The organism is Flavobacterium glucosi (assembly GCF_048286535.1).
Taxonomy (GTDB): Bacteria; Bacteroidota; Bacteroidia; order Flavobacteriales; family Flavobacteriaceae; genus Flavobacterium.
This window is the reverse complement of sequence record NZ_JBLVPK010000001.1, coordinates 334,604-355,840: the sequence shown is the minus strand read 5'-3', so window position 1 is coordinate 355,840 and position 21,237 is coordinate 334,604. Positions and strand designations below refer to the sequence as shown.

18 protein-coding genes and 2 tRNA genes are annotated in these 21,237 nt (G+C 33.3%); 13 read left to right on the top strand and 7 right to left on the bottom strand.

Annotation, left to right across the window (positions count from 1 at the left end; translation table 11 throughout):
• Nucleotides 1-56 precede the first annotated feature (56 nt).
• The 4 genes from ACNQGD_RS01740 to ACNQGD_RS01725 all read right to left on the bottom strand — a co-directional run bounded on the left by ACNQGD_RS01740 (nucleotide 57) and on the right by ACNQGD_RS01725 (nucleotide 3,068).
• Nucleotides 57-563 (bottom strand): DUF6702 family protein, encoded by a 507-nt coding sequence (locus ACNQGD_RS01740; RefSeq protein ID WP_417998094.1) that lies wholly within the window; start codon nucleotides 561-563, stop codon nucleotides 57-59.
• Nucleotides 560-1,315, bottom strand: coding sequence for a hypothetical protein (locus tag ACNQGD_RS01735; RefSeq protein WP_417998093.1), 756 nt, complete (start codon nucleotides 1,313-1,315; stop codon nucleotides 560-562). The genes ACNQGD_RS01740 and ACNQGD_RS01735 overlap by 4 nt, the downstream gene beginning before the upstream one ends.
• Before the next feature lie 279 nt (nucleotides 1,316-1,594).
• A complete protein-coding gene (locus ACNQGD_RS01730; RefSeq protein WP_417998092.1) occupies nucleotides 1,595-2,323 on the bottom strand; it encodes a hypothetical protein in 729 nt (242 codons plus the stop codon).
• Complete coding sequence (locus ACNQGD_RS01725; protein WP_417998091.1) at nucleotides 2,313-3,068, bottom strand: hypothetical protein; 756 nt, start codon at nucleotides 3,066-3,068, stop codon at nucleotides 2,313-2,315. Before ACNQGD_RS01725 ends, ACNQGD_RS01730 begins: the two co-directional genes overlap by 11 nt.
• A 148-nt stretch (nucleotides 3,069-3,216) precedes the next feature.
• Between ACNQGD_RS01725 and pepE the strand changes: the two genes are divergently transcribed.
• Complete coding sequence (gene pepE / locus ACNQGD_RS01720; RefSeq protein WP_417998090.1) at nucleotides 3,217-3,924, top strand: dipeptidase PepE; 708 nt, start codon at nucleotides 3,217-3,219, stop codon at nucleotides 3,922-3,924.
• Nucleotides 3,925-3,976: 52 nt separating this feature from the next.
• Here pepE and ACNQGD_RS01715 read toward each other — a convergent pair.
• Together ACNQGD_RS01715 and ACNQGD_RS01710 are read right to left on the bottom strand one after the other, a co-directional pair.
• Nucleotides 3,977-4,049, bottom strand: a tRNA-Gly gene (locus ACNQGD_RS01715).
• A 47-nt stretch (nucleotides 4,050-4,096) separates the two neighbouring features.
• Nucleotides 4,097-4,169: transfer RNA gene (locus ACNQGD_RS01710), tRNA-Gly, on the bottom strand.
• A gap of 426 nt (nucleotides 4,170-4,595) precedes the next feature.
• On the opposite strand from ACNQGD_RS01710, the gene ACNQGD_RS01705 reads away from it, so the two are divergent.
• A complete protein-coding gene (locus ACNQGD_RS01705) occupies nucleotides 4,596-6,185 on the top strand; it encodes a L,D-transpeptidase family protein (protein WP_417998089.1) in 1,590 nt (529 codons plus the stop codon).
• Here the strand turns inward: ACNQGD_RS01705 and ACNQGD_RS01700 are convergent.
• Nucleotides 6,174-6,896, bottom strand: coding sequence for a murein L,D-transpeptidase catalytic domain family protein (locus ACNQGD_RS01700; protein WP_417998088.1), 723 nt, complete (start codon nucleotides 6,894-6,896; stop codon nucleotides 6,174-6,176). The two genes, ACNQGD_RS01705 and ACNQGD_RS01700, sit on opposite strands and share 12 nt — an antisense overlap.
• A 188-nt stretch (nucleotides 6,897-7,084) precedes the next feature.
• Between ACNQGD_RS01700 and ACNQGD_RS01695 the strand changes: the two genes are divergently transcribed.
• From ACNQGD_RS01695 to ACNQGD_RS01645, 11 genes are all read left to right on the top strand, one after another.
• Nucleotides 7,085-9,478, top strand: a complete 2,394-nt coding sequence (locus ACNQGD_RS01695) for a DUF5916 domain-containing protein (RefSeq protein ID WP_417998087.1) — start codon at nucleotides 7,085-7,087, stop codon at nucleotides 9,476-9,478.
• Between the two features lie 134 nt (nucleotides 9,479-9,612).
• On the top strand, nucleotides 9,613-12,030 hold the full coding sequence (locus ACNQGD_RS01690; protein WP_417998086.1) for a DUF5916 domain-containing protein: 2,418 nt from the start codon (nucleotides 9,613-9,615) through the stop codon (nucleotides 12,028-12,030).
• A gap of 140 nt (nucleotides 12,031-12,170) precedes the next feature.
• Complete coding sequence (gene gpmI / locus ACNQGD_RS01685) at nucleotides 12,171-13,688, top strand: 2,3-bisphosphoglycerate-independent phosphoglycerate mutase (RefSeq protein WP_417998085.1); 1,518 nt, start codon at nucleotides 12,171-12,173, stop codon at nucleotides 13,686-13,688.
• Nucleotides 13,689-13,812: 124 nt separating this feature from the next.
• Nucleotides 13,813-14,484, top strand: coding sequence for a TetR/AcrR family transcriptional regulator (locus ACNQGD_RS01680; RefSeq protein ID WP_417993955.1), 672 nt, complete (start codon nucleotides 13,813-13,815; stop codon nucleotides 14,482-14,484).
• Nucleotides 14,485-14,506: 22 nt separating this feature from the next.
• Nucleotides 14,507-16,168: a peptidase domain-containing ABC transporter gene (locus tag ACNQGD_RS01675; RefSeq protein WP_417998084.1), complete on the top strand. Its 1,662-nt coding sequence runs from the start codon at nucleotides 14,507-14,509 to the stop codon at nucleotides 16,166-16,168.
• A 2-nt stretch (nucleotides 16,169-16,170) separates the two neighbouring features.
• Nucleotides 16,171-17,514, top strand: a complete 1,344-nt coding sequence (locus ACNQGD_RS01670) for an HlyD family secretion protein (RefSeq protein WP_417998083.1) — start codon at nucleotides 16,171-16,173, stop codon at nucleotides 17,512-17,514.
• A gap of 3 nt (nucleotides 17,515-17,517) precedes the next feature.
• Nucleotides 17,518-18,906 carry a TolC family protein gene (locus ACNQGD_RS01665; RefSeq protein ID WP_417996010.1) on the top strand — a complete coding sequence of 463 codons (1,389 nt, stop codon included), beginning with the start codon at nucleotides 17,518-17,520 and terminating at the stop codon, nucleotides 18,904-18,906.
• A gap of 44 nt (nucleotides 18,907-18,950) precedes the next feature.
• Entirely contained in the window at nucleotides 18,951-19,769 is an 819-nt protein-coding gene (map, locus tag ACNQGD_RS01660; protein WP_417993941.1) for a type I methionyl aminopeptidase, read from the top strand.
• A gap of 118 nt (nucleotides 19,770-19,887) precedes the next feature.
• Nucleotides 19,888-20,112, top strand: a complete 225-nt coding sequence (locus tag ACNQGD_RS01655) for a GxxExxY protein (RefSeq protein ID WP_417998082.1) — start codon at nucleotides 19,888-19,890, stop codon at nucleotides 20,110-20,112.
• A complete protein-coding gene (locus ACNQGD_RS01650; protein ID WP_417996008.1) occupies nucleotides 20,102-20,263 on the top strand; it encodes a GxxExxY protein in 162 nt (53 codons plus the stop codon). The genes ACNQGD_RS01655 and ACNQGD_RS01650 overlap by 11 nt, the downstream gene beginning before the upstream one ends.
• Nucleotides 20,264-20,281: 18 nt before the next feature.
• On the top strand, nucleotides 20,282-21,052 hold the full coding sequence (locus tag ACNQGD_RS01645) for a class I SAM-dependent methyltransferase (protein ID WP_417996007.1): 771 nt from the start codon (nucleotides 20,282-20,284) through the stop codon (nucleotides 21,050-21,052).
• The last annotated feature ends 185 nt before the right edge of the window (nucleotides 21,053-21,237 follow it).

Here is a 21,237-nt window from a genome sequence, read left to right as displayed (position 1 = left end):
TGGAAATCTGGTTATCAGTGCGTGAAAATAATAATTTAAAACAAATTTCTCTAAATTTATTCATATTTTAACATTCCCTTGGATGTGGATTCTGTAAATAGTAATGTATTTTTTACTCCAGCCACATTAAAATGCATAATATTCTGTTGCTCTGAATTTCCTTCTATGATAACGGTGTTATAAATTTCGAGAGATTTGATTTTAGGAATTTCCTTAATACTTAAATAGCAAATAAGTACATCTCCTTCCATTTCTTTACTTAAAAGATTCACGGACTTAGGTTGTCCATTTATTTTTATGGTGAATTTTTCGCTTAAATACTTTTTCAACAAAATCAAATCTTCATCTGTTTCTTTTTCGGAACCTAAATTGATTTTTTTAGCATACTTTTTTCCAATGGCGCTATTCAAATCATCAACAAAAATACGAGCGGTGATTTGAAGCATTTTCTTTTGGGGAGCGTAATTTACTTGGTATAATGCTACATAAAATTTATGCACACTAAAAGAAGTCATCGTTAAAAATAATAGTCCAAAAAAAGTGATTATGATTGTTTTTCTCATTTTTCAAAAGTAGTAATTCTTTTAAACTCTTCGTTCTTGGTGATTAAAAAATCAATTAGTAAAAATTCGTCTTCTTGTTTCAAAAGGCTTTTTGATTTTGGATCACCCTCGCAATAATCCAGAAAAAGTCCAACTTCCTCGTTTTTCAACTTCAAAGTATTGGTAAAGAAATAAGCATCCATTCCCTTCGAAACTACATCCGAAAAATCTACATTTGGATTCAAACCTACTTTTTCTTCCGAATCCTTTTTAAACAATTTCGAAACCATTTTGAATACTCTAACAAAATCCATTCCGTTTTCTATGGTTCCGTCTGACGGCATTGTTCTATTGATGGGAGATGATTTTTCATCATCTACAAATTGCAAATCTACAATACGCTGCGTATCGCCAACGATAGGTTTAATTTCAGCTTTACGCTTTACGATAACTTCATTAAGCAGGGTAGTTTGTGTTTCTAAATTAATCACAAATAACGATTTTGCAAAGTCTTTTTCCTCTATTACTATTTTTTTTGACTTGAATAAATTACTCGAAACAAGCAACGTATCTTTGGCTTTCGCCAAAACATCAAAAAAACCCTGATCACTTATAAAAGTTCTCGTTTTTGAATTTAAATTAAAAACATATCCATGATCTACTATAATAGATTCATTAATGAATTGACCGTGCAAGGACTTTCTACTTTCATTTTGACCAAAAGAAAATTGGCAAAATAAAATTAAACAAATGATTTTTATTCTTGTTTTCATCTTGATTTTTTAAGTATTATTTTTTTTCTAAATCCTTTATTCTGAGCATTCTTCAACTCGGTTACAAATTTACCGATGTAAAGACCAACATGCCATTGGCTTTTGCCAAAATAAAAAATTTCCATCACTATTTATGACAGCAGTTTTTTTGTTTACTAAATTTAAGACATTTATTCCACTTATTTAAGCCAAATCGACTCTGATTTTCCATGAAGCAGCTTTTAACAGAAGTTGCCCAAAAGAAATTTGGCACCTTAAAATAAAACGATCAACAGTATTCTATTTATTTTCGCCCGCAATAATTTCATTGTAATTTTCGGCAAGCTTAACAATCAAAAACATAACCATTGTTTTGTTTTTGGATCGTAAAGCATTAGCAAAACCAGGATCATCAATACAGTAATATTGAAATCCTTTAATATAATCTGTTGGAATTTTTAAGCTTTCGATATAATATTTATCTTCAAAAAGAAATTCTATTTTTGCCAATAATTGTTCTTTCTTCTCAATTACAATCTCTTTTTTCAGCATGGCTTTCCGACCTGAAATTGCATTCAGTAATCCATCGATACCCCCGCCAGAAGTTGCCGTGTATAATTTTCTCTCGGCGGCTGTATATTTTTTTTGACCGTAAGGTATAATCCCTGAACTTTCTGCCGTGATGGAAGATTCACTCACTATAACTTCTTTCAAAATAATACTTTTGGGAAGCATCGTTACCGTAATAACTTCCTGCAGCATATCCTGTTTGTCAATTTTCATTCGGAGACCTTCTAAATTAACCGCAGTAAATACCAAAACATCGCCTTCTTTTACAGCAATAGTAAAGTAACCATTCCCATTCGAAAAAGCAGTTTTTTCCGTTGTTACATTCTCAATGGTAATGCGATCAACCGCAACAGAATCGGCGATAATTTTTCCTCGAAGCTCCTTTACGTTGTCCGTTTGAGCAAAAAGAACTTGCACGAACAAAAAAACAATAAACTGTAGCGTAATTTTAATTTTCACCGGCGATAATTTCTTTATATTTAGTAGCTAATTCTCCCATTAAGAAAGTCGTCATCGTTACATTTTTAGATTTCAGAACAGTCACAAATCTTTCGTTTTCAACAATATAGTATTCAAATCCTTTGACATATTTAGCCGGTATTTTTAATGTATTTACAAAATAGTCCACGGTAAACATATTCTCTAGCTGCCTCAAATAAGACTCTTTCTTTTCGACTTCAACTTCTTTTTTAAGCATTTTTGTCCTTCCTGAAAACCAATTTAATAATGGATCCGCTGAGATTGATCCACCCATCATAGTCCCCGCATTAGCAGTGGCATTAAGATTACTAGCTGTATATAACTTTCGTTCTGCCGGAGTATATATTTTTTGTCCTTTTGGAACTATCCCCATTGAAACCGCATTAATACCGTTTCTTACAATTACTTCCCGCAATTGGTTTACTACGGGCATCATTTTCACAGCAAGCATTTCTTGTTCAAAATCCTTCAGGGTTAGGCTAACTCTAATCTCTTTGAACTGCCCTTCAGTAAATAGTAATGTATCTCCTACTCTAGCTAATATCGAAAAATTTCCTTCGTTATCCGTTACTAATGCTTGCTCACTTTTTAAGTTTATCACATAAATTCCTTCCAGAACTGAAACATCCGAAGTCACTTTTCCTTTCAATTTTATTCGAGACGTTTCTTGTGCTGCAACATTCGTTGCTACAAAAGCTAAGTATAAGTACACAATTCTAATCATCCCTTTTTAAATCCGACATTCACACCTTGTAAAAGTATCTTAATGCGTTCCAAATTAATTACTAATGGGTTGGTAAAAAAATGTTAATTAAAAATGTGAAATAAAAAAGACTGATTTAATACCTTTAGCACAAATTATGTACCAAAAAATGAAAAATATACTAATCGCAAGCACTTCTACTCTTGCAAACCAGAATTATCTGGACTATTTATTACCTGAATTGCAATTGCATTTTCAACACTGCAATACCATTCTGTTTATTCCTTATGCAAGACCCGGAGGTATTTCTCATGAAGAATATACTGCAATGATATGCTTGGCTTTCGCCAAAATAAATAAAAAAGTAACCGGAATCCATGAGTTTGAAGATGCCATTCAAGCGTTAAAAAATGCCGAAGGAATTTTTACCGGAGGTGGAAACACTTTTGTTTTGGTATCCCAATTATACAAAAATAATTGTATGGAAATTCTCTCTGAAGTCGTAAAAAATGGAACTCCGTATTTAGGAACAAGTGCAGGAAGTAACATTTGTGGATTGACGATGCAAACGACAAATGACATGCCAATTGTTTATCCTCCAAGTTTTAAGACGCTGGGATTAGTTCCTTTTAATTTAAACCCACATTATTTAGATCCTGACACCAATTCAAAACACATGGGAGAAACTCGTGAAACCAGAATAAAAGAGTTTCATGCTTATAATTCTGTACCCGTTTTAGGATTAAGAGAAGGAAGTTGGCTGGATGTAAAAGGAGATAAAATCATCTTGAAAGGCGATTTGACTGCACGCCTGTTTAGACAAAATCAAGCACCAGAAGAATTGGAAAGTAGCACTGATTTAAGTTTTTTAAAGTAATGCTAAAATAAATTACAAAAAAAGCCGAAACAATTAAGTTTCGGCTTTGAAGAGCGAAAGACGAGGCTCGAACTCGCGACAACCAGCTTGGAAGGCTGGAGCTCTACCAACTGAGCTACTTTCGCATTAAAACAGTAAAATAAAAAACCTCAAACCTAAATTTGAGGTTTAGAGCGAAAGACGAGGCTCGAACTCGCGACAACCAGCTTGGAAGGCTGGAGCTCTACCAACTGAGCTACTTTCGCATTTACAACGGTGCAAATATACTTAATAAGTTTGCTTCAATGCAAGTTTTTTTCTTAAAAAATCACAAACTTACCCGCACGATCTTTTTTAATAAAGCATATAAAAATCATAAAGAATTTAATATGAAATTATTATACCTTTATTACACTAAAAAAAACAATCTAAAATATCAAAAAAATTATCGTTTTTTGAAGCATTTTCAGTAAGACATCCCGCACTTGGGGCAGAAAAACAGTTTTAAATCCAGAGAATGTAATTTTAAAAGAGCCTGAAAAAAGGGTTTTGAAAAAAAATAATTCAAAATTCGGAGATATTTTGCGCAAAAAGAAGCATTAGATACCCTGAAAAAATGGAATATCAAGTCAAAGGATTGCCTTTTAAAATAAAAGGAGTTGAGGAATACATTATCATGTCTAAATAAATGAATGATGAAGACGTTGGTTCTAATATTGTTAATCTGTGTAACTATTAGTTGCAAAAAGGAAGAACTAAAAAGTGAGGTAATCTTGAAAAATGATATTTCAAATCCTCCTGTTTTACCCAAAGATAAATCCATTAGAATTGACGCTGCATTACTAACTTCTTTTAACAATAAAACACTTTCGGCTTTTTATAAAGCGACTAATTACAGAACGATTTGGCAATCTAAGGAAAATAGAAAAATAATTTTGGAAGTACTCCTCAATTCCGAAGAAGAAGGATTAAATCCAGAAGACTACAACGTAAAAACATTGAGTAATTTTGAAAAAAAATCAGCGACACTGAACGAGTCTGATATAGCCAAATATGATATTTTACTGACCTCGAGTTTTCAAAAATACATTTCACATTTAACAAATGGAAAACTGAATCCCAAAAAACTATATAAAAATTGGGATTTAAAAGAAAACTATATTGACATAAATGAAACGTTGACTGATTTACTGAACACCGATTCCCTAGTAGACAAAATAGAACAATTGAAACCCAACCATATTGTTTACAAAAGATTAAAAAAAGCATTAAAATTGATTAATTCGTTTCCTAAAGATAACTTTAAAGCATTAAAAGTTGAGCAACTAATTGCTCCACACGACACAAATCCTTCCTTAATTGACATTAAAAAAAGATTAATTTATTGGAAAGAGCTCCAATTTCAGGATAGCTTAACATCCATTTACGATGAAGAAACAATACTTTCCATAAAAAAGTTTCAAAATCGTCATGGTTTAGCCATGGATGGAATAATTGGACCAGGAACAATTGCTTCACTCAATTTTTCCAAAAAACAACGAATGCAGCAAATTATAGTAAATCTTGAGCGCTGGAAATGGTATCCTAAAGAAATGGGAAAAGAATATGTAATTATTAACATTCCTGACTACAGATTGTCATTAATTAAAAATAAAGATACACTGAGAACACACAGAGTAATAGTAGGAAGAGCCAAAAGAAAATCACCGATTTTATCGTCTAAATTAACTCAGGTTGTCTTTAATCCAACTTGGACTGTGCCTCCTACCATTTTGCGGGAAGATGTGATTCCTGCCATTTTAAAAAATCGAAGGTATTTAGCCGAATCTAATATTAAGGTATTTGATCGCAATGGAAGAATTATAAGTCCTTACGAATGGCAATTATCGCAAGCCAAAAGTTATCGTTACGTACAAAGTCCGGGAACTTTTAATTCGTTGGGAATGGTTAAGATTATTTTCCCAAACCGCTTCTCTGTTTATTTACACGACACCAATCACAGGGATTATTTCGACAAAATAGATCGTTCGTTGAGTTCCGGTTGTGTCAGAGTAGACAATCCATTAGAATTAACCGAATATTTGTTGGACGATACCATCAATTGGAATCTGGAAAAGATTACAACAATCTTGCAAAATGAAAAAACAAAATTTGTAAAAATTAAAAAAGAAGTTTCCTTTCACCTATTATACTGGACTGCTTGGAGCGAAAATAACAAACTGATTTTTAGAGATGATATTTACAATTTAGATGCTGATTTACACCCTAAATTAAGAAATTGATTCTGCTCCAAATTTTGAAATTCTTGACGGATGGTAAATAAAGAAACATGATTTATTTTTTATTGCACTAATAATTTCTTTAGACAATTCTACCGGCACAGCAGGACAACCTTGGCTTCTGCCTAATCTGTGATTGTTTTTTATAAATGAATTAGAAACATAATCAGCCGCATGCATCACCACGCCTCTTGCTCTTGCATTGTCATTAACTCCTTTTTCTAAACCATCTAATTTAAGTGACATTCCATGTTTACCATTATAAATTTCACCAGTAGCATAAAAACCCAAACTGCTTTTATACGATTCTGCTGAATTTGAAAAATTAGAAGCAAATTCATTTCCCGTATTTCTTCCATGTGCAACAAGAGAATGAAACAACACATCTCCGGTAATTAAATCAATCACCCAAAGTCTTTTGGTATTCGAAGACAAACTAAAATCGATTAACGTTAAAACGTCTTTTTTAATCAATCCTTTTTCTTTCAGCGCATAATATCCTTTTAAAGCTTCTGTAAAGCTCTCTAATTTAGGTAAAGCAAATTTATCAGAATGCAAATTATTGTATGCTATTTCAATTTTAGCATCAACAGTAGATTCTACCGTTTTGGCGTATAGTATTGGTTTAATATCATTGTGTTCAGGAAAGCTTGTTTTGCTCGAAGAGAAGGAAAACAGTACAAAAAAAATGGTAGGAAATAGATTATAAATCATTGATTATCTTTAAGTTATAAATTAATTCTGGATTGCAAACGTACGTCAAAAAATAAGAATCAAAACATTTTTAACAAAACTTTAGTCCATTTATAACGTACAACAGGATGAAATATTGAGTGAAAAATAACAAATAACACAATTACCATGTTAATTTTGTTATTTTTGTTTATAATCAATCCCAATTTATGTCTAAATTATACTCTACTGTCCTATTTTTTTTAATATTCTTCGGTTTCAATGTGTTCAGCCAAAAAAAAGCCCTTCAAGCAAAATCCATTACTGAAAATTTAATAATTGACGGAAAAATAAATGAGAAAGTATGGGAAACAGCTTCAGTAGCTTCGGACTTTGTAATGTTTGAACCAGATAATGGAAAACCAATAAGCAGCAATAAAAAAACAGAGGTAAAAGTATTGTATGACAACAATGCGATTTATATATCGGCAATGCTTTACGACAATGAACCCGAAAAAATTCAACGAGAAATCACCAATAGAGATGTTTTTGGAGTGTCAGATCATTTTTCTGTTTATATAAATGGTTTTAATGATGGGCAACAAGATTTTAGGTTTTTTGTAAGTGCCGCAGGAGTTCAAATGGATTGTTTAGCAACAGAAGATTATGAAGATTTTACTTGGGATGCCATTTGGGACAGCGAAGTAACAATCACAGAATTTGGCTGGGTCGTGGAAATGAAAATTCCTTATGCTGCTTTACGATTTTCGAAAGCGGACAAACAAACTTGGGGGCTAAACTTCATGCGCGAAATCAAGCGCGATGTACAAAAATATACGTGGAACAGGATTGACACTAAAATTGGAGCCGTAATTCCACAAGCGGGAATACTTCAAGGAATTGAAAGTATACAAACTCCTACCCGACTTTTCTTGATTCCATATTCATCAGCTTACTATCAACAAAGTAATATTGGTTCTGACACGACTTTAAAAGCGGGGTTGGATATCAAATATGGCATTAACGACTCGTTTACATTAGATGCGATTTTGGTACCTGATTTTGGGCAGACAAAATTTGACAATGCGATTTTAAATTTAGAACCTTTCGAACAACGACTAGAAGAAAATAGACCGTTTTTTACCGAAGGAACTGATTTATTTAATAAAGGAGGTTTGTTTTATTCTCGAAGAATTGGCGGTGCTCCAAGCACTGAACCGGTAACTGCCTCAAATGAAGAAATAACTAATTATCCAAGTACGGTAGATTTATTGAATGCCGTGAAAATATCTGGCCGCACTGAAAAAGGGTTGGGTATCGGATTTCTCAATGCCGTTACTGAAAAAACTAAAGCTACTATTTTTAATAATGACACCGGGGAAATCAGAAAAGAAGTGATCGAACCATTGACTAATTATAACATGCTCGTTTTGGATCAACGTTTTAACCAAAACTCATCCGTTTCCTTTGTCAATGCAAACACTACGAGAAATGGGGATTTCAGAGACGCAAATGTATCGGCATTATTGTTTGATTTGAACACCAAACAGAACACCTATAATTTATACGGGGATTTTAAATACAGCACTATCAATACCGCTGAAGATTACGATGGTTATAAAGCCGAATTAAATTTTAGAAAAACCAGTGGGAAATATCGATATCTACTTTCTGGGAAATATGTTTCAAAAAACTATGATGTAAATGATTTGGGAATTAATTTTTATACCAATTATCATAATGCTTATGCAAATGGGAGTTACAGAATTGTAAATCCAACTAAAATTTTTAATACTTTCAGACTGAATCAATATATTAATTTTGAAATTGAAAACACCTCCAAAAAATTACAGACAAGTGCATTTGGAACAGAAATAAAAGCAACAACATTACACAACGATTACTTAGAGTTTGTAGTTGAATTTTCACCATTAAAAACTTTCGACTTTTATGAACCTCGTGAGTACGAAAGATATGTCTTTATTCCTGAAAAAGTTTTTACTGCTATAAATTTCGCTTCTAATGAAAACAATGCTTTTTCCATAACTATCCAACCGTCGTTCACAAAATACAATGAGACTGGCCGAGGCAATTACGGTCTTTATCTAGGTCCAAAATACCGATTCAACGATAAGCTATCTCTTTCATTTACAATGGATTATATTAACCAAAGCAACTATCGAGGCTGGGTTGACTCTGATGAAACTGGAATCATTTTTGCCGAACGTAATCGCGAAATTCTTCAAAATGACCTAACGGGTAAATATTCGTTAAACAACAAAATGACAATTAACGTAACAGCGCGTTATTACTGGTCATACTCTAAAAATCATGAATTTTTCACCTTGCAAAACAGCGGTTATTTAGCTCCAAACAGCATATACGCAGAAAATAAAGACAGGAATTTTAATTCTTGGAACTTCGATTTATCCTATTCTTGGTGGTTTGCCCCCGGAAGTGAAATCGCCATTTTGTACCGTAACTATGGAATTGAAAGAGCCAGTGTAGTCGAAAAAGATTTATCTAAAAATCTAAAAAGTATTTTCAACAGCGACCTTACTAATGTTCTTTCCGTAAGCATTCGTTATTTTATTGATTACAATGCAGTGAAAAATAAATTTTAATTTTCAAATCAAACTGTAACATTCAAATGAAAAGGGAGTCTATTAATCCAAACCATTTTATGGATTGGAAATTTGTTTATTTCAAGCTATTTTGGTTTTTTTAGTTATACATCAATCAACCAATCAATCGTTTTATGAAAAATCAGTTATTATTTTGTTTTCTATTACTAAGTTTTTTTGGCTTCAGCCAAAAAAAAGTTTTACAAACAAAATTCATTTCAGAAAAAATAGAAATCGACGGGAAATTAGACGAAAACACATGGCAAACAGCTGCAATAGCCAGTGATTTCATTATGTTTGACCCAGACAATGGCAAAGCAATTCCAGAAAATAAGAGAACTGAAGTAAAAGTTTTATACGACAATGACGCCATATATATTGGAGCCTTTATGTATGATGAAAATCCTGCTAAAATTTTAAGAGAAATTACCCAACGAGATAATTTTGGTACTTCGGACCTTTTTGGTGTTTTTGTAAATGGTTTTAATGATGGGCAACAAGATTTTCAATTTTTTGTCAATGCTGCAGACGGACAAGCCGATTGCATTACCACCGATACCAATGGCGAGGATTATTCCTGGGACGCCGTTTGGAAAAGTAAAGCCGTAATCACGGATAAAGGCTGGATTGTAGAAATAAGAATTCCATACGCAGCGCTGCGTTTTTCTGGTGAGAATAAACAAACTTGGGGTCTTAATTTTTTCAGGGAAATTAGACGAGATCGTCATAAATATACTTGGAATTTCATTGATTCAAAACTAGGAACTTTCACCCAACAAACGGGAATTTTGGAAGGAATTGAAAACATAAAACCACCCACTCGACTCTTCCTTTTACCTTATTCTTCTTTTTATGTAAATGCGAATGCACAACAAAAAACATACGGAACACTAAAAGGCGGATTGGATTTGAAGTATGGAATAAACGATGCTTTTACGCTGGATATGATTCTTATTCCTGATTTTGGACAAACAAAATACGATGACCAAATTCTGAATTTAGGGCCATTCGAACAACAATTTAACGAGAATAGACCTTTTTTCACAGAAGGAACGGATTTATTCAGCAAAGGGAATTTAGTTTATTCAAGACGAATTGGAGGAAATCCAATCAATTATCCTACCGCTGCTGCAGATGAAGAGATTATTGATAATCCGGCAAGTGTGAATCTTATAAATGCTTTAAAAATATCCGGTAGAACCAAAAATGGGTTGGGAGTTGGAATCTTAAATGCCGTTACCGAAAAAACTTCCGCAACTATTCGAAATAACGACACCCAAGAAGTCCGAAAAGAAGTAGTAGAACCACTTGCAAATTACAATGTTTTAGTGCTGGATCAACGCTTTCGCAAAAATTCCTCAGTTGCGTTTGTAAACACGAATGTGACTCGAAACGGAAGTTTTAGAGATGGAAACGTTACGGCATTAGTTTGGGATTTGAATACTAAGAAAAATACCTACAACCTTTCGGGAGATTTTAAATACAGTTATATTAATGCCGTTGAAGATAAAAAAGGGATTAATTCCCAACTAAATTTCGCGGAAACCAGCGGAAAATACCGTTATGGTTTTGGTGGCAACATGGTCACCAAAGAGTTCAACAGCAATGATTTGGGAATCAATTTTGAAACTAATTATTACAGTTTATATGGCAATACAAGTTATAGAATCCTTAATCCTACAAAGGTCTTTAACAGCTTTAATGCCTACCTTAGTCTTTATTCACAATTTCAAAAAGAAACGGGTAAAATTCAATCCAGTACTATCAATTTTGAGATAAATTCTAAAAACAAAAAAAATCACTTTTTCGGAATTGGTATTGATGCTAATGCATTAGAAACATATGATTATTACGAACCCAGAACGGCTGACAGATATGTAATAAAACCAACTAAAATTGGAGGTTATCTATATGTTTCAACCAATTACAATAATAGTTTTGCTATTGATCTAAATCCTTCTTATGCTTTTTTTGATGAAGCAGGAAGAAATTCCTATGGCTTTTCTGTGGGTCCAAGATATCGTTTTAATGACAAATTATCCCTGAATTACAACTTCAATTTTTTCAGACAAAACAATAATAAAGGATATATTGACAGCATTAATGATGACATGAACTTGGCTACACCTAACACGGTACTTTTTGCCAATAGAAATGTAATTACGTATTCCAATACGCTTTCTGGGAAATATTCTTTGAACAGTCAAATGACGTTTAATGTTTCATTGCGTCAATACTGGTCCTTCGCCGAAAATAAAAATATTTTATCACTAGAACAAAACGGAAGACTCGCTGATTTTGCAGGATATACAGTTAATAAAAATTCGAGCTTTTACTCTTGGAATGCTGACGTATCCTATTCTTGGTGGTTTGCGCCCGGAAGTCAAGTTTCTATTTTATATCGAAATAATGCTGGTGCCTTTGAAAGAGTCATCAATAAAGAGTTTAAAGACAATGTTACCAATTTACTCAATAACGATGCATTGAGTCATGTTTTCTCAATAAGCGTGCGTTATTTTATAGATTACAATCAGGTTAAGAATAAAATCTAAATGCATTAATTTTAAAAAAGACAACTTTCCACAACAAAATAATCATTATTTGTTATTGTTAACCCCCGAATGTATAATAGTGATTTTCATTCATTCGAACATTTTTAGAAATACTTTATCTTTGTTTAAAATATAGTATAATGAACAAAAAAGTAATTCTTATGATTTTGGACGGTTGGGGAAAATCTCCTGACCCTAAAGTATCAGCAATTGATAATGCCAATGTGCCATTTATTAACAGTTTATATAGAAATTTCCCAAGTGCTCAACTTCGAACTGACGGTTTAAATGTTGGACTTCCTGAAGGACAAATGGGAAACAGCGAAGTAGGACACATGAATCTTGGTGCCGGTAGAATTGTCTATCAGGATTTAGCCAAAATTAATCTTGCCGTTGCACATGATACTTTAGCAAAAGAGCACGTTTTAGTTGATGCCTTTACTTATGCCAGAATAAATAATAAAAAAGTGCACTTTTTAGGATTAGTTTCTGATGGTGGTGTACACTCTCATACTTCTCATTTACGTGGGTTGATTGACGCGACACAACAACACGGATTACAAAAAGTTTTCGTTCACGCCTTTACTGACGGTCGTGATGTGGATCCAAAATCCGGTAAACATTACATTCAGGATTTGCAGGATTATATTGCTAATACTACGGTAAAACTAGCTTCGGTTGTGGGACGTTATTATGCAATGGATCGCGACAGACGCTGGGAAAGAGTAAAACTCGCCTACGATTTATTAGTTAATGGAATTGGAACACATTCAACCAATGCAGTAGCTTCTATAGAAGAAAGTTATGAAGTCAATGTAACCGATGAATTTATTCATCCAACTGTTATTGTTGATGAATATGACAAACCACTAGCTACTATTGAAGAAGATGATGTGGTTATTTTCTTCAATTTCAGAACGGACAGAGGTAGAGAATTAACGGAAGTATTGACTCAAATGGATTGTCATGAGCAAAACATGCACAAACTCAATTTGTATTATGTAACCCTCACTAATTATGACGAAACCTACCAAAACGTAAAAGTCGTTTACAACAAAGATAATATTACGGAAACTCTTGGGGAAGTTTTAGAAAAAGCACATAAAAAGCAAATTCGCATTGCCGAAACCGAGAAATATCCACATGTAACTTTCTTCTTTTCCGGTGGTAGAGAACAGCCATTTATTGGCGAAAGCCGCATCTTGAAAAACTCTCCAAAAGTTGCCACTTATGATTTGCAACCGGAAATGAGTGCCTTTGAATTGACAGATGCTTTGATTCCTGAACTGGAGAAAGAAGAAGTAGATTTTGTTTGTCTTAATTTTGCCAACGGCGACATGGTAGGACATACCGGAATTATGAGTGCTGCAATAAAAGCATGTGAAGCGGTTGACAAGTGCGTGGAAAGAGTAATTACTACAGCATTAGCTCATAATTACACGACCATCGTAATTGCGGATCACGGAAACTGTGAAACTATGATGAATCCTGACGGAAGTCCAAATACAGCACATACTACAAATCCAGTTCCAATTATTTTAGTAGACAAAGACTTGAGAGTGATTCATGACGGAGTTCTTGGTGATATTGCTCCAACTATATTAGCATTAATGGGAGTCGAAAAACCAGCGGTAATGACTTGTCATTCTTTGCTGTAAGTAAAATAAACAGTACTATTTAAATTAAAAGCTATTCCATGTGAGTAGCTTTTTTTTATAAATAAAAGTTAAAATCTCATTATTGATAGTAATACTATTATCTTTGCATAAAAGATGATCAATGATGAATACGATACTCCCCAATTTAAAAATACAAGTCAACGAAAAGATCTATGTCAAGGATCCGGAAACGTCCCCTTTGGGTAAGAAAATTGTGGAACAAAGTATTCTTTTGATCGACGAAATTGGATTTGACAATTTTACCTTCAAAAAATTAGGAGAAAAAATAGGTTCCAATGAAAGCTCCATTTATCGCTACTTTGAAAATAAACATAAATTATTGGTTTATCTATCCTCGTGGTACTGGAGTTGGATGGAGTACAAACTAATTTTTGCAACGACTAATATTACAGACCCAAAGGAAAAACTTATCAAAGCAATAACCATCGTGACTGAAAAAGTTATTGATGACACTAATACTGAACACATTAATGAAGCTGTTTTGAATAAAATTATTATTGCTGAATTTACAAAAACCTTACATACAAAAGATGTCGATCAAGAAAACAAAGAAGGTTTTTTCCTGATTTACAAAAGGGTAATTAATCGAATTGTAGGCATTGTAAACGAAGTCAATCCGGAATATCCTTTTGCCAAATCACTAGTTTCTTCCATAGTTGAGGGAAATTTACACCAAAACTTTCTAACGGAACATTTAAAAACGATAACAGATTGTAATGAGTCAGTAAGTACAACTCGATTTTATCTAAATCTTACAGAAAATCTCCTCCGATAATTCCTTAAAAAAAACAGATCTTATGACTCCTTTAAAACGCTTTTACAACTTACTTGAATTAGATAAAAATGATGTTTATCAAATATTTTTCTATGCCATTTTTGCCGGATTAATCAGTTTGTCATTACCACTTGGAATTCAAGCGATTATAACCTTTATTCAATCCGGAAGAGTGAGCGCTTCTTGGATCGTTTTAATTATTTTAGTCGTTTTTGGTGTCGCATTAGTTGGGATTTTATCTTTAATGCAACTCCGCATCACCGAAAATTTACAACAAAAAATATTTGTTCGTTCCTCTTTTGACTTTGCGGCTCGCTTGCCAAAAATAAAAACGGATGAATTATACAATACTTATCCTCCGGAATTGGCGAATCGTTTTTTTGATACTATGACGATCCAAAAAGGAACTTCAAAGCTATTAACTGATTTTTCAGCAGCTCTTTTACAAATAGTTTTTGGAGTAATTTTACTGTCCTTGTATCACCCTTACTTTATTATATTTGGTTTTTTACTATTTTTTCTTTTGTACTTTATATTCCGATTTTCTTTTAAATCCGGACTGGAAACCAGCTTAAAGGAATCTAAATTTAAATATAAAGTAGCGAGCTGGTTACAAGAAATGGCCCGAAATAATTTTAGTTTCAAAAATGAACTAAACTATAATTATGGTTTACAAAAAAACAACAATCTAGTTAGTGATTATTTGAATTATCGGGAAAAACATTTTAAAATTATCCAAAGACAATTCAGCCAATTAATTCTTTTTAAAATCATAATAACCGCTAGTTTATTATCGATAGGAGGATTTTTAGTGTTATCACAGCAAATGAATATTGGGCAATTTGTGGCTGCCGAAATTATTATTTTATTGGTTATTAATTCCGTAGAAAAAATAATAATCGGACTGGAAACGTTCTATGATGTGTTAACTTCCATTGAAAAAATTGGACAAGTAACCGACTTACAATTAGAAGAAGAAACCAGTTTCAAAAGCGATACTTGTTATACTAATATTTCATTGGAAACCGAAAATCTTACTTTTAAATTCCCGGATTCTGATAAAGAAGTGTTGAATGCTATTTCACTAAAAATTGAACAGGGAGAAAGAATAGCAATTGAAGGAGAAAATGGTTCCGGAAAAACAACATTTATAAGGATTTTATCCGGTTTATTACAACCTACATCTGGTGCTTTTTACATCAATGATGACACGTTTAGAAAAATAAACCTCAGACAATACCGTTCTCAAATTGGGAGTATCATTCAAAGTGAAACGCCATTTCAAGGAACGCTATTAGAAAACATCACTTTTAATGACAAATCGATAAGTACCGAAGATCTAAAATGGGCAATTGATGGCGTACAACTTTCGGCGTTTATAAAATCATTGCCAAAAGGTCTTGAGACACGCATTTTCCCGGAAGGGAAACAATTATCATCTTCCAATGCACAAAAGATGCTATTGGCTAGAAGTATTCTTCATAAGCCAAAAATACTTTTTTATGAGGATCCAACGGACATGATGGATGAAAAAATAGCTAATGAAGTAATTGACTTCATTACTTCCGAAAAAAACAAATGGACGATTATTGTTTCTTCGAAAAATCCGTATTGGAAAACGAAATGCAATCGCAGCATCACCATGCAAAATGGAGCCATTCAACTTGATTTAAAAAATAATTAGCCATGCTAAACATATCTAACAACGATACAAAATTGCCCCCACTGGATCGATACGAGACAGTGAAAAACTTGACCAATAGACCGCATTATAAAATTTTAAACAGAATTATAGCAGGTGTTTCAATAGTGGGTATCGTGGCGCTTTTTCTGCCTTGGACACAAAACATTTCAGGAATCGGAAGCGTAACAACATTGAAACCAAGCCAAAGACCACAATCCATTCAGAGTGTGATTTCTGGTCGAATTGAAAAATGGTACGTTCAGGAAGGGGATTTTGTCAATAAAGGCGATACCATCCTATTTATCTCCGAAATAAAAGAGGAATATTTCGATCCTAATTTATTGGAAAATACTGAAAATCAAATAAATGCCAAAAGGCAGTCTTTAGAATCGTATGGTTCAAAAGTAACCACGCTATCGAGCCAAATTCAAGCTATCGAAAGAGAAAAGGTTTTAAAACTGGAACAAGCACAAAATAAAATTAAGCAATCTCTTTTAAAAATAAAGAGTGACAGTATGGATTTAGTAGCTGTAAAAACCCAGCTAAAAATAGCCAATACACAATACGATCGTTCTGTTCAGCTGAATAAGGAAGGTCTAAAACCACTTACTGATATAGAGGAAAAAAGACTGAAATTACAAGAAGTGGACGCTAAAATCATCACGCAAGAAAACAAATACTTAACCAGCAAAAACGAGTTAATCAACGCTAAAGTTGAAATCAACAGAATTAGCGCGGAGTATGCAGAGAGAGTTTCAAAAGCTAATAGTGATAAATTTACAGCACTCAGCAGTCAATATGACACCGATGCACAGGTGAACAAACTCGAAAATCAATATACCAATTACAGCATTCGCAATGGCATGTATTACATCAAAGCTTCACAAAATGGCCATATCAATAGGGCGCTGCAATCTGGTATTGGGGAAACCATAAAAGAAGGAACGCCAATTGCGACCCTAATGCCGTCAGATTATGATATTGCGGTAGAAACTTTTGTAAACCCAATTGACTTGCCGTTGTTAAGTAAAGGCGAAAAAGTTCGGGTTTGGTTTGATGGCTGGCCTACAATTGTATTTTCAGGATGGCCCGATATGTCTTATGGAACTTTTGGTGGTGAAATTGTTGCTATTGAAAACTTCATCAGTATAAACGGGAAATACAGAGTATTAATCGTACCTGATAAAAAAGAAGATAAATGGCCTAAACAATTGAGTATAGGAGCCGGAGCACAAACTATTGCTTTGTTAAATACTGTTCCGGTCTGGTTTGAATTGTGGCGAACTTTAAACGGATTCCCTCCAAATTATTACAACCCAACGACCAAAACCACAAAAGAAAAATAAATAATGAAACAACTATTTTTAGCGTTTTTATTCTTTGGGTTTTCTGTAAATGCTCAAGAAATCACATCAAAAGAACTTACCTACACTGAGTTTCTGGGCTATGTGAAAAAATACCATCCGCTGGTTAAAAATGCCAACTTAGAAATCAATAAAGCACAAGCAAATTTGATGATGGCTCGCGGTGGATTTGACCCAAAAATTGAGGTCGATTTCAGCAAAAAACAATTCAAAGACAGGGAATATTATTCCATTCTAAACAGCAGTTTCAAAATTCCAACTTGGTATGGAATCGAGATTAAAGCGGGCTTTGATAATAGTGAAGGTGTATATTTGAATCCCCAAAACACACTTCCTAATCAAGGGTTAACTTCGCTGGGCGTAACCGTTCCGCTTGGACAAGGTTTGTTTATCAATCAAAGGATGGCGGATGTTCGAAAAGCAAAAATGCAGATGCAGTTGAGTCAGGCAGAAAGAAAACTGCAGGCTATTGCCGTTTTATATGATGCTTCTTTGGCTTATTTTAATTGGAAGAAAAACTTCAACGAAGTGCAATTGTATGAAGAGTACAAGAATAATGCACAAATTAGATTTAACGGAATTCAGTCTTTGATTAAACAAGGAGACAAGCCCGCAATCGACAGTGTCGAAGCCGGCATTATTGTAAAAAACCGCATTTTAAATTTAGAAGATTCTAAACTTAAATTGGCTAAAGCCAAATTAGAACTGGCTAATTTTCTTTGGTTGGAAAACAATATTCCATTTGAAATATCCGATGAATTAATTCCCGAAACGCAATTAGAATTCACAATTCAGGAAAGTTTAAAAACCAATGATTTATTGAATACGGATTTCTCCATCACCAATCACCCAAAAATCAACGCTTTACAAAGCAAGATTGATATGCTAAATGTGGAAAAAAAATTAAAAGCCAATATGCTTTTGCCAAAAATTGATGTGGGTTATTCTTATATTTCAGAACCCAGTTACATTGATAATTATCAGTTTGAGGATTATAAAATTGGGTTGAATTTTTATTTCCCTTTGTTCCTTCGAAAAGAACGCGGAAGTTTGAAATTAGCGAAGTATAAAGTACAAGAATCTGAATTTATATTGGATTTAGAAAAAGTGCAATTGACCAATAAAATCAATGCCCAAAAAATGGAAATTGAATCACTGTTAAGACAAAAGGTGTTAATAAAAGGTTTGGTAGAAGACAATGTAATCATGTTAAACTCAGAGGAAAGATTATTTTCTTTTGGCGAAAGCTCTCTATTTTTAATCAATACCAGAGAGAATAATTTAGTCCTTGCGCAGCTTTCGAAGATCGCTTTGGAGAATCGTTTTTACATTTCAAATTCAGAACTTTTTAAAATAATGGCTAATCCGGATTAAATAATTTATAAAATTGTATTTTTGCAAACTGAAAATTCGAAATTATGATTATTATAAAATCACGTGAAGAAATAGAATTGATGCGCGAAAGTGCACTGATCGTATCAAAAACATTAGGAATGATTGCCTCTGAAATTAAAGAAGGAGTCACTACTTTATATCTGGATAAATTAGCCGAAACATTCATTCGTGATCATGGCGCTGAACCAAGTTTTCTTGGATTATACGGTTTTCCAAATTCACTTTGCATGAGTCCAAACGCTCAAGTAGTTCATGGAATTCCAAATAATACGCCTTTGAAAAGTGGTGATGTAATCTCTGTAGATTGTGGCGCATATAAAAATGGATACCATGGCGATCATGCCTATTCTTTTGAAATAGGTGAAGTCTCCCCTGAAACTAAAAAATTATTGCAGGTAACCAAAGAATCCTTGTACGCCGGAATCCGCGAATTCAAATTAGGAAATCGTGTAGAAGACGTAGGAAATGCAATTCAAAAATATACGGAAGCGCATGGTTATGGCGTGGTGCGTGAATTAGTAGGTCATGGTGTAGGACAAAAAATGCATGAAGATCCTGAAATGCCTAATTATGGCAAAAAAGGAAGAGGAAAACTTTTTGTCGAAGGAATGGTTGTCGCTATTGAACCGATGATTAATATGGGTACCCGAAACATCAAACAGTTAAAAGATGGCTGGACAATCCTTACTGCCGATGGAAAACCAAGTGCGCATTTTGAGCATGACGTTGCGATTATTGATGGGAAACCGGAGATTTTATCAACTTTTGGTTATATCTACAAAGCGTTAGGAATTGTGAGTACTGAAGAAGACGAATTTAGAAGAGAGCCTTTAGTTTTATAAACACAGATTTCTCAGATTTTCACAAATTAGAACAGTAATTAAATCATTTTAATACTACATTTAAATTATAGTATTAAAACTTAATGATTAAAGCCTAACTCTTTTTACAAATCAAGAAATGGAAGAATTTTATCTAAAGGAAGAACCATTTAAAATAATTGGAACCTGCATGGAAGTGCATAAAATTCTAGGTAAAGGCCACAGCGTAATAATTTATGGTGATGCCTTAGAATATAAATTTCGTATAAATAATATTCCTTTCGAAAGAGAAAAAAAATTCAACATTACATACAAAGACATCGTTCTTCCCCATCATTATTTTTCAGATTTTTGTGATTTTTGAAAAGGTTATTTTAGAAATAAAAGCAATTCAAGAACTATCAAATAGTGAAATAAAACAAACGCTCAATTATCTTGCTGCTTCAAAAAACAAAATTGGATTATTAGTCAATTTTGGAGAAGACAGTTTAAAGTACAAACGAATCATATTATAAATTAATCTGTGAAAATCTGTGAAATCTGTGTTTAAACTTATACTCAATACTATTCCGCGTCCTATACTTATTCGTTTAAGTTATGTGGCACGACCAATTATCGCTTTTTCTTTAAGAGGAACTAATTTCACCGACCCAATCGATGGAAAAAGCTTCAAAGCGATGTTGCCTTACGGATACGAAACACAACGAAATAATGTGCTTTCGCCAAGTACACTTTCCCTGGAAAGACATCGTTTATTATGGTTGTATTTAAATAACGAAACTGACTTTTTTACTTCGGCAGTAAAAAAGAAAGTATTGCATTTTGCGCCAGAGCAAGCGTTTTATAAATTGTTTCGAAATCAGAAAAATCTGGACTATACCACAACCGATTTATTTTCACCGCTAGCGGATGTGAAAGCAGACATTTGTAATTTGCCTTTTGAAGACAATCAATATGATGTTATTCTGTGCAATCATGTTTTAGAACACATTCCGGATGACACTAAAGCCATGCAGGAATTGTATCGGGTTTTGAAACCGGGCGGAATGGCAATTTTACAAATTCCACAGGATTTATCCAGAGCAACAACTTTTGCAGATGACTCCATTACAGATCAAAAAGAACGTGCTAAAATCTTTGGTCAATACGATCACGTTCGTATTTACGGTCGTGATTATTTTGATAAATTACGAAGCATTGGTTTTAAAGTAATTGAAGAAGATTACACAAATAAAATTACACCTGAATTAGTAGAAAAATATTGTTTAGCCAAAGGGGAAATTATTCCGGTTTGTTTTAAATAATTTACACTATAAAAAAACCTGCTAAAGTTAATTTTAGCAGGTTTTTAGATTATAAATGAGTTGGTTTTATTTTTTCTCTGGTATCAATATTCCAATTACTTTATCTCTTGTAAGATATTTTTTTGCAATATCTTGAATGTCCTTAGCCACACTGCAGTTACAGTTTCTTCAAATTTCAAGACTTC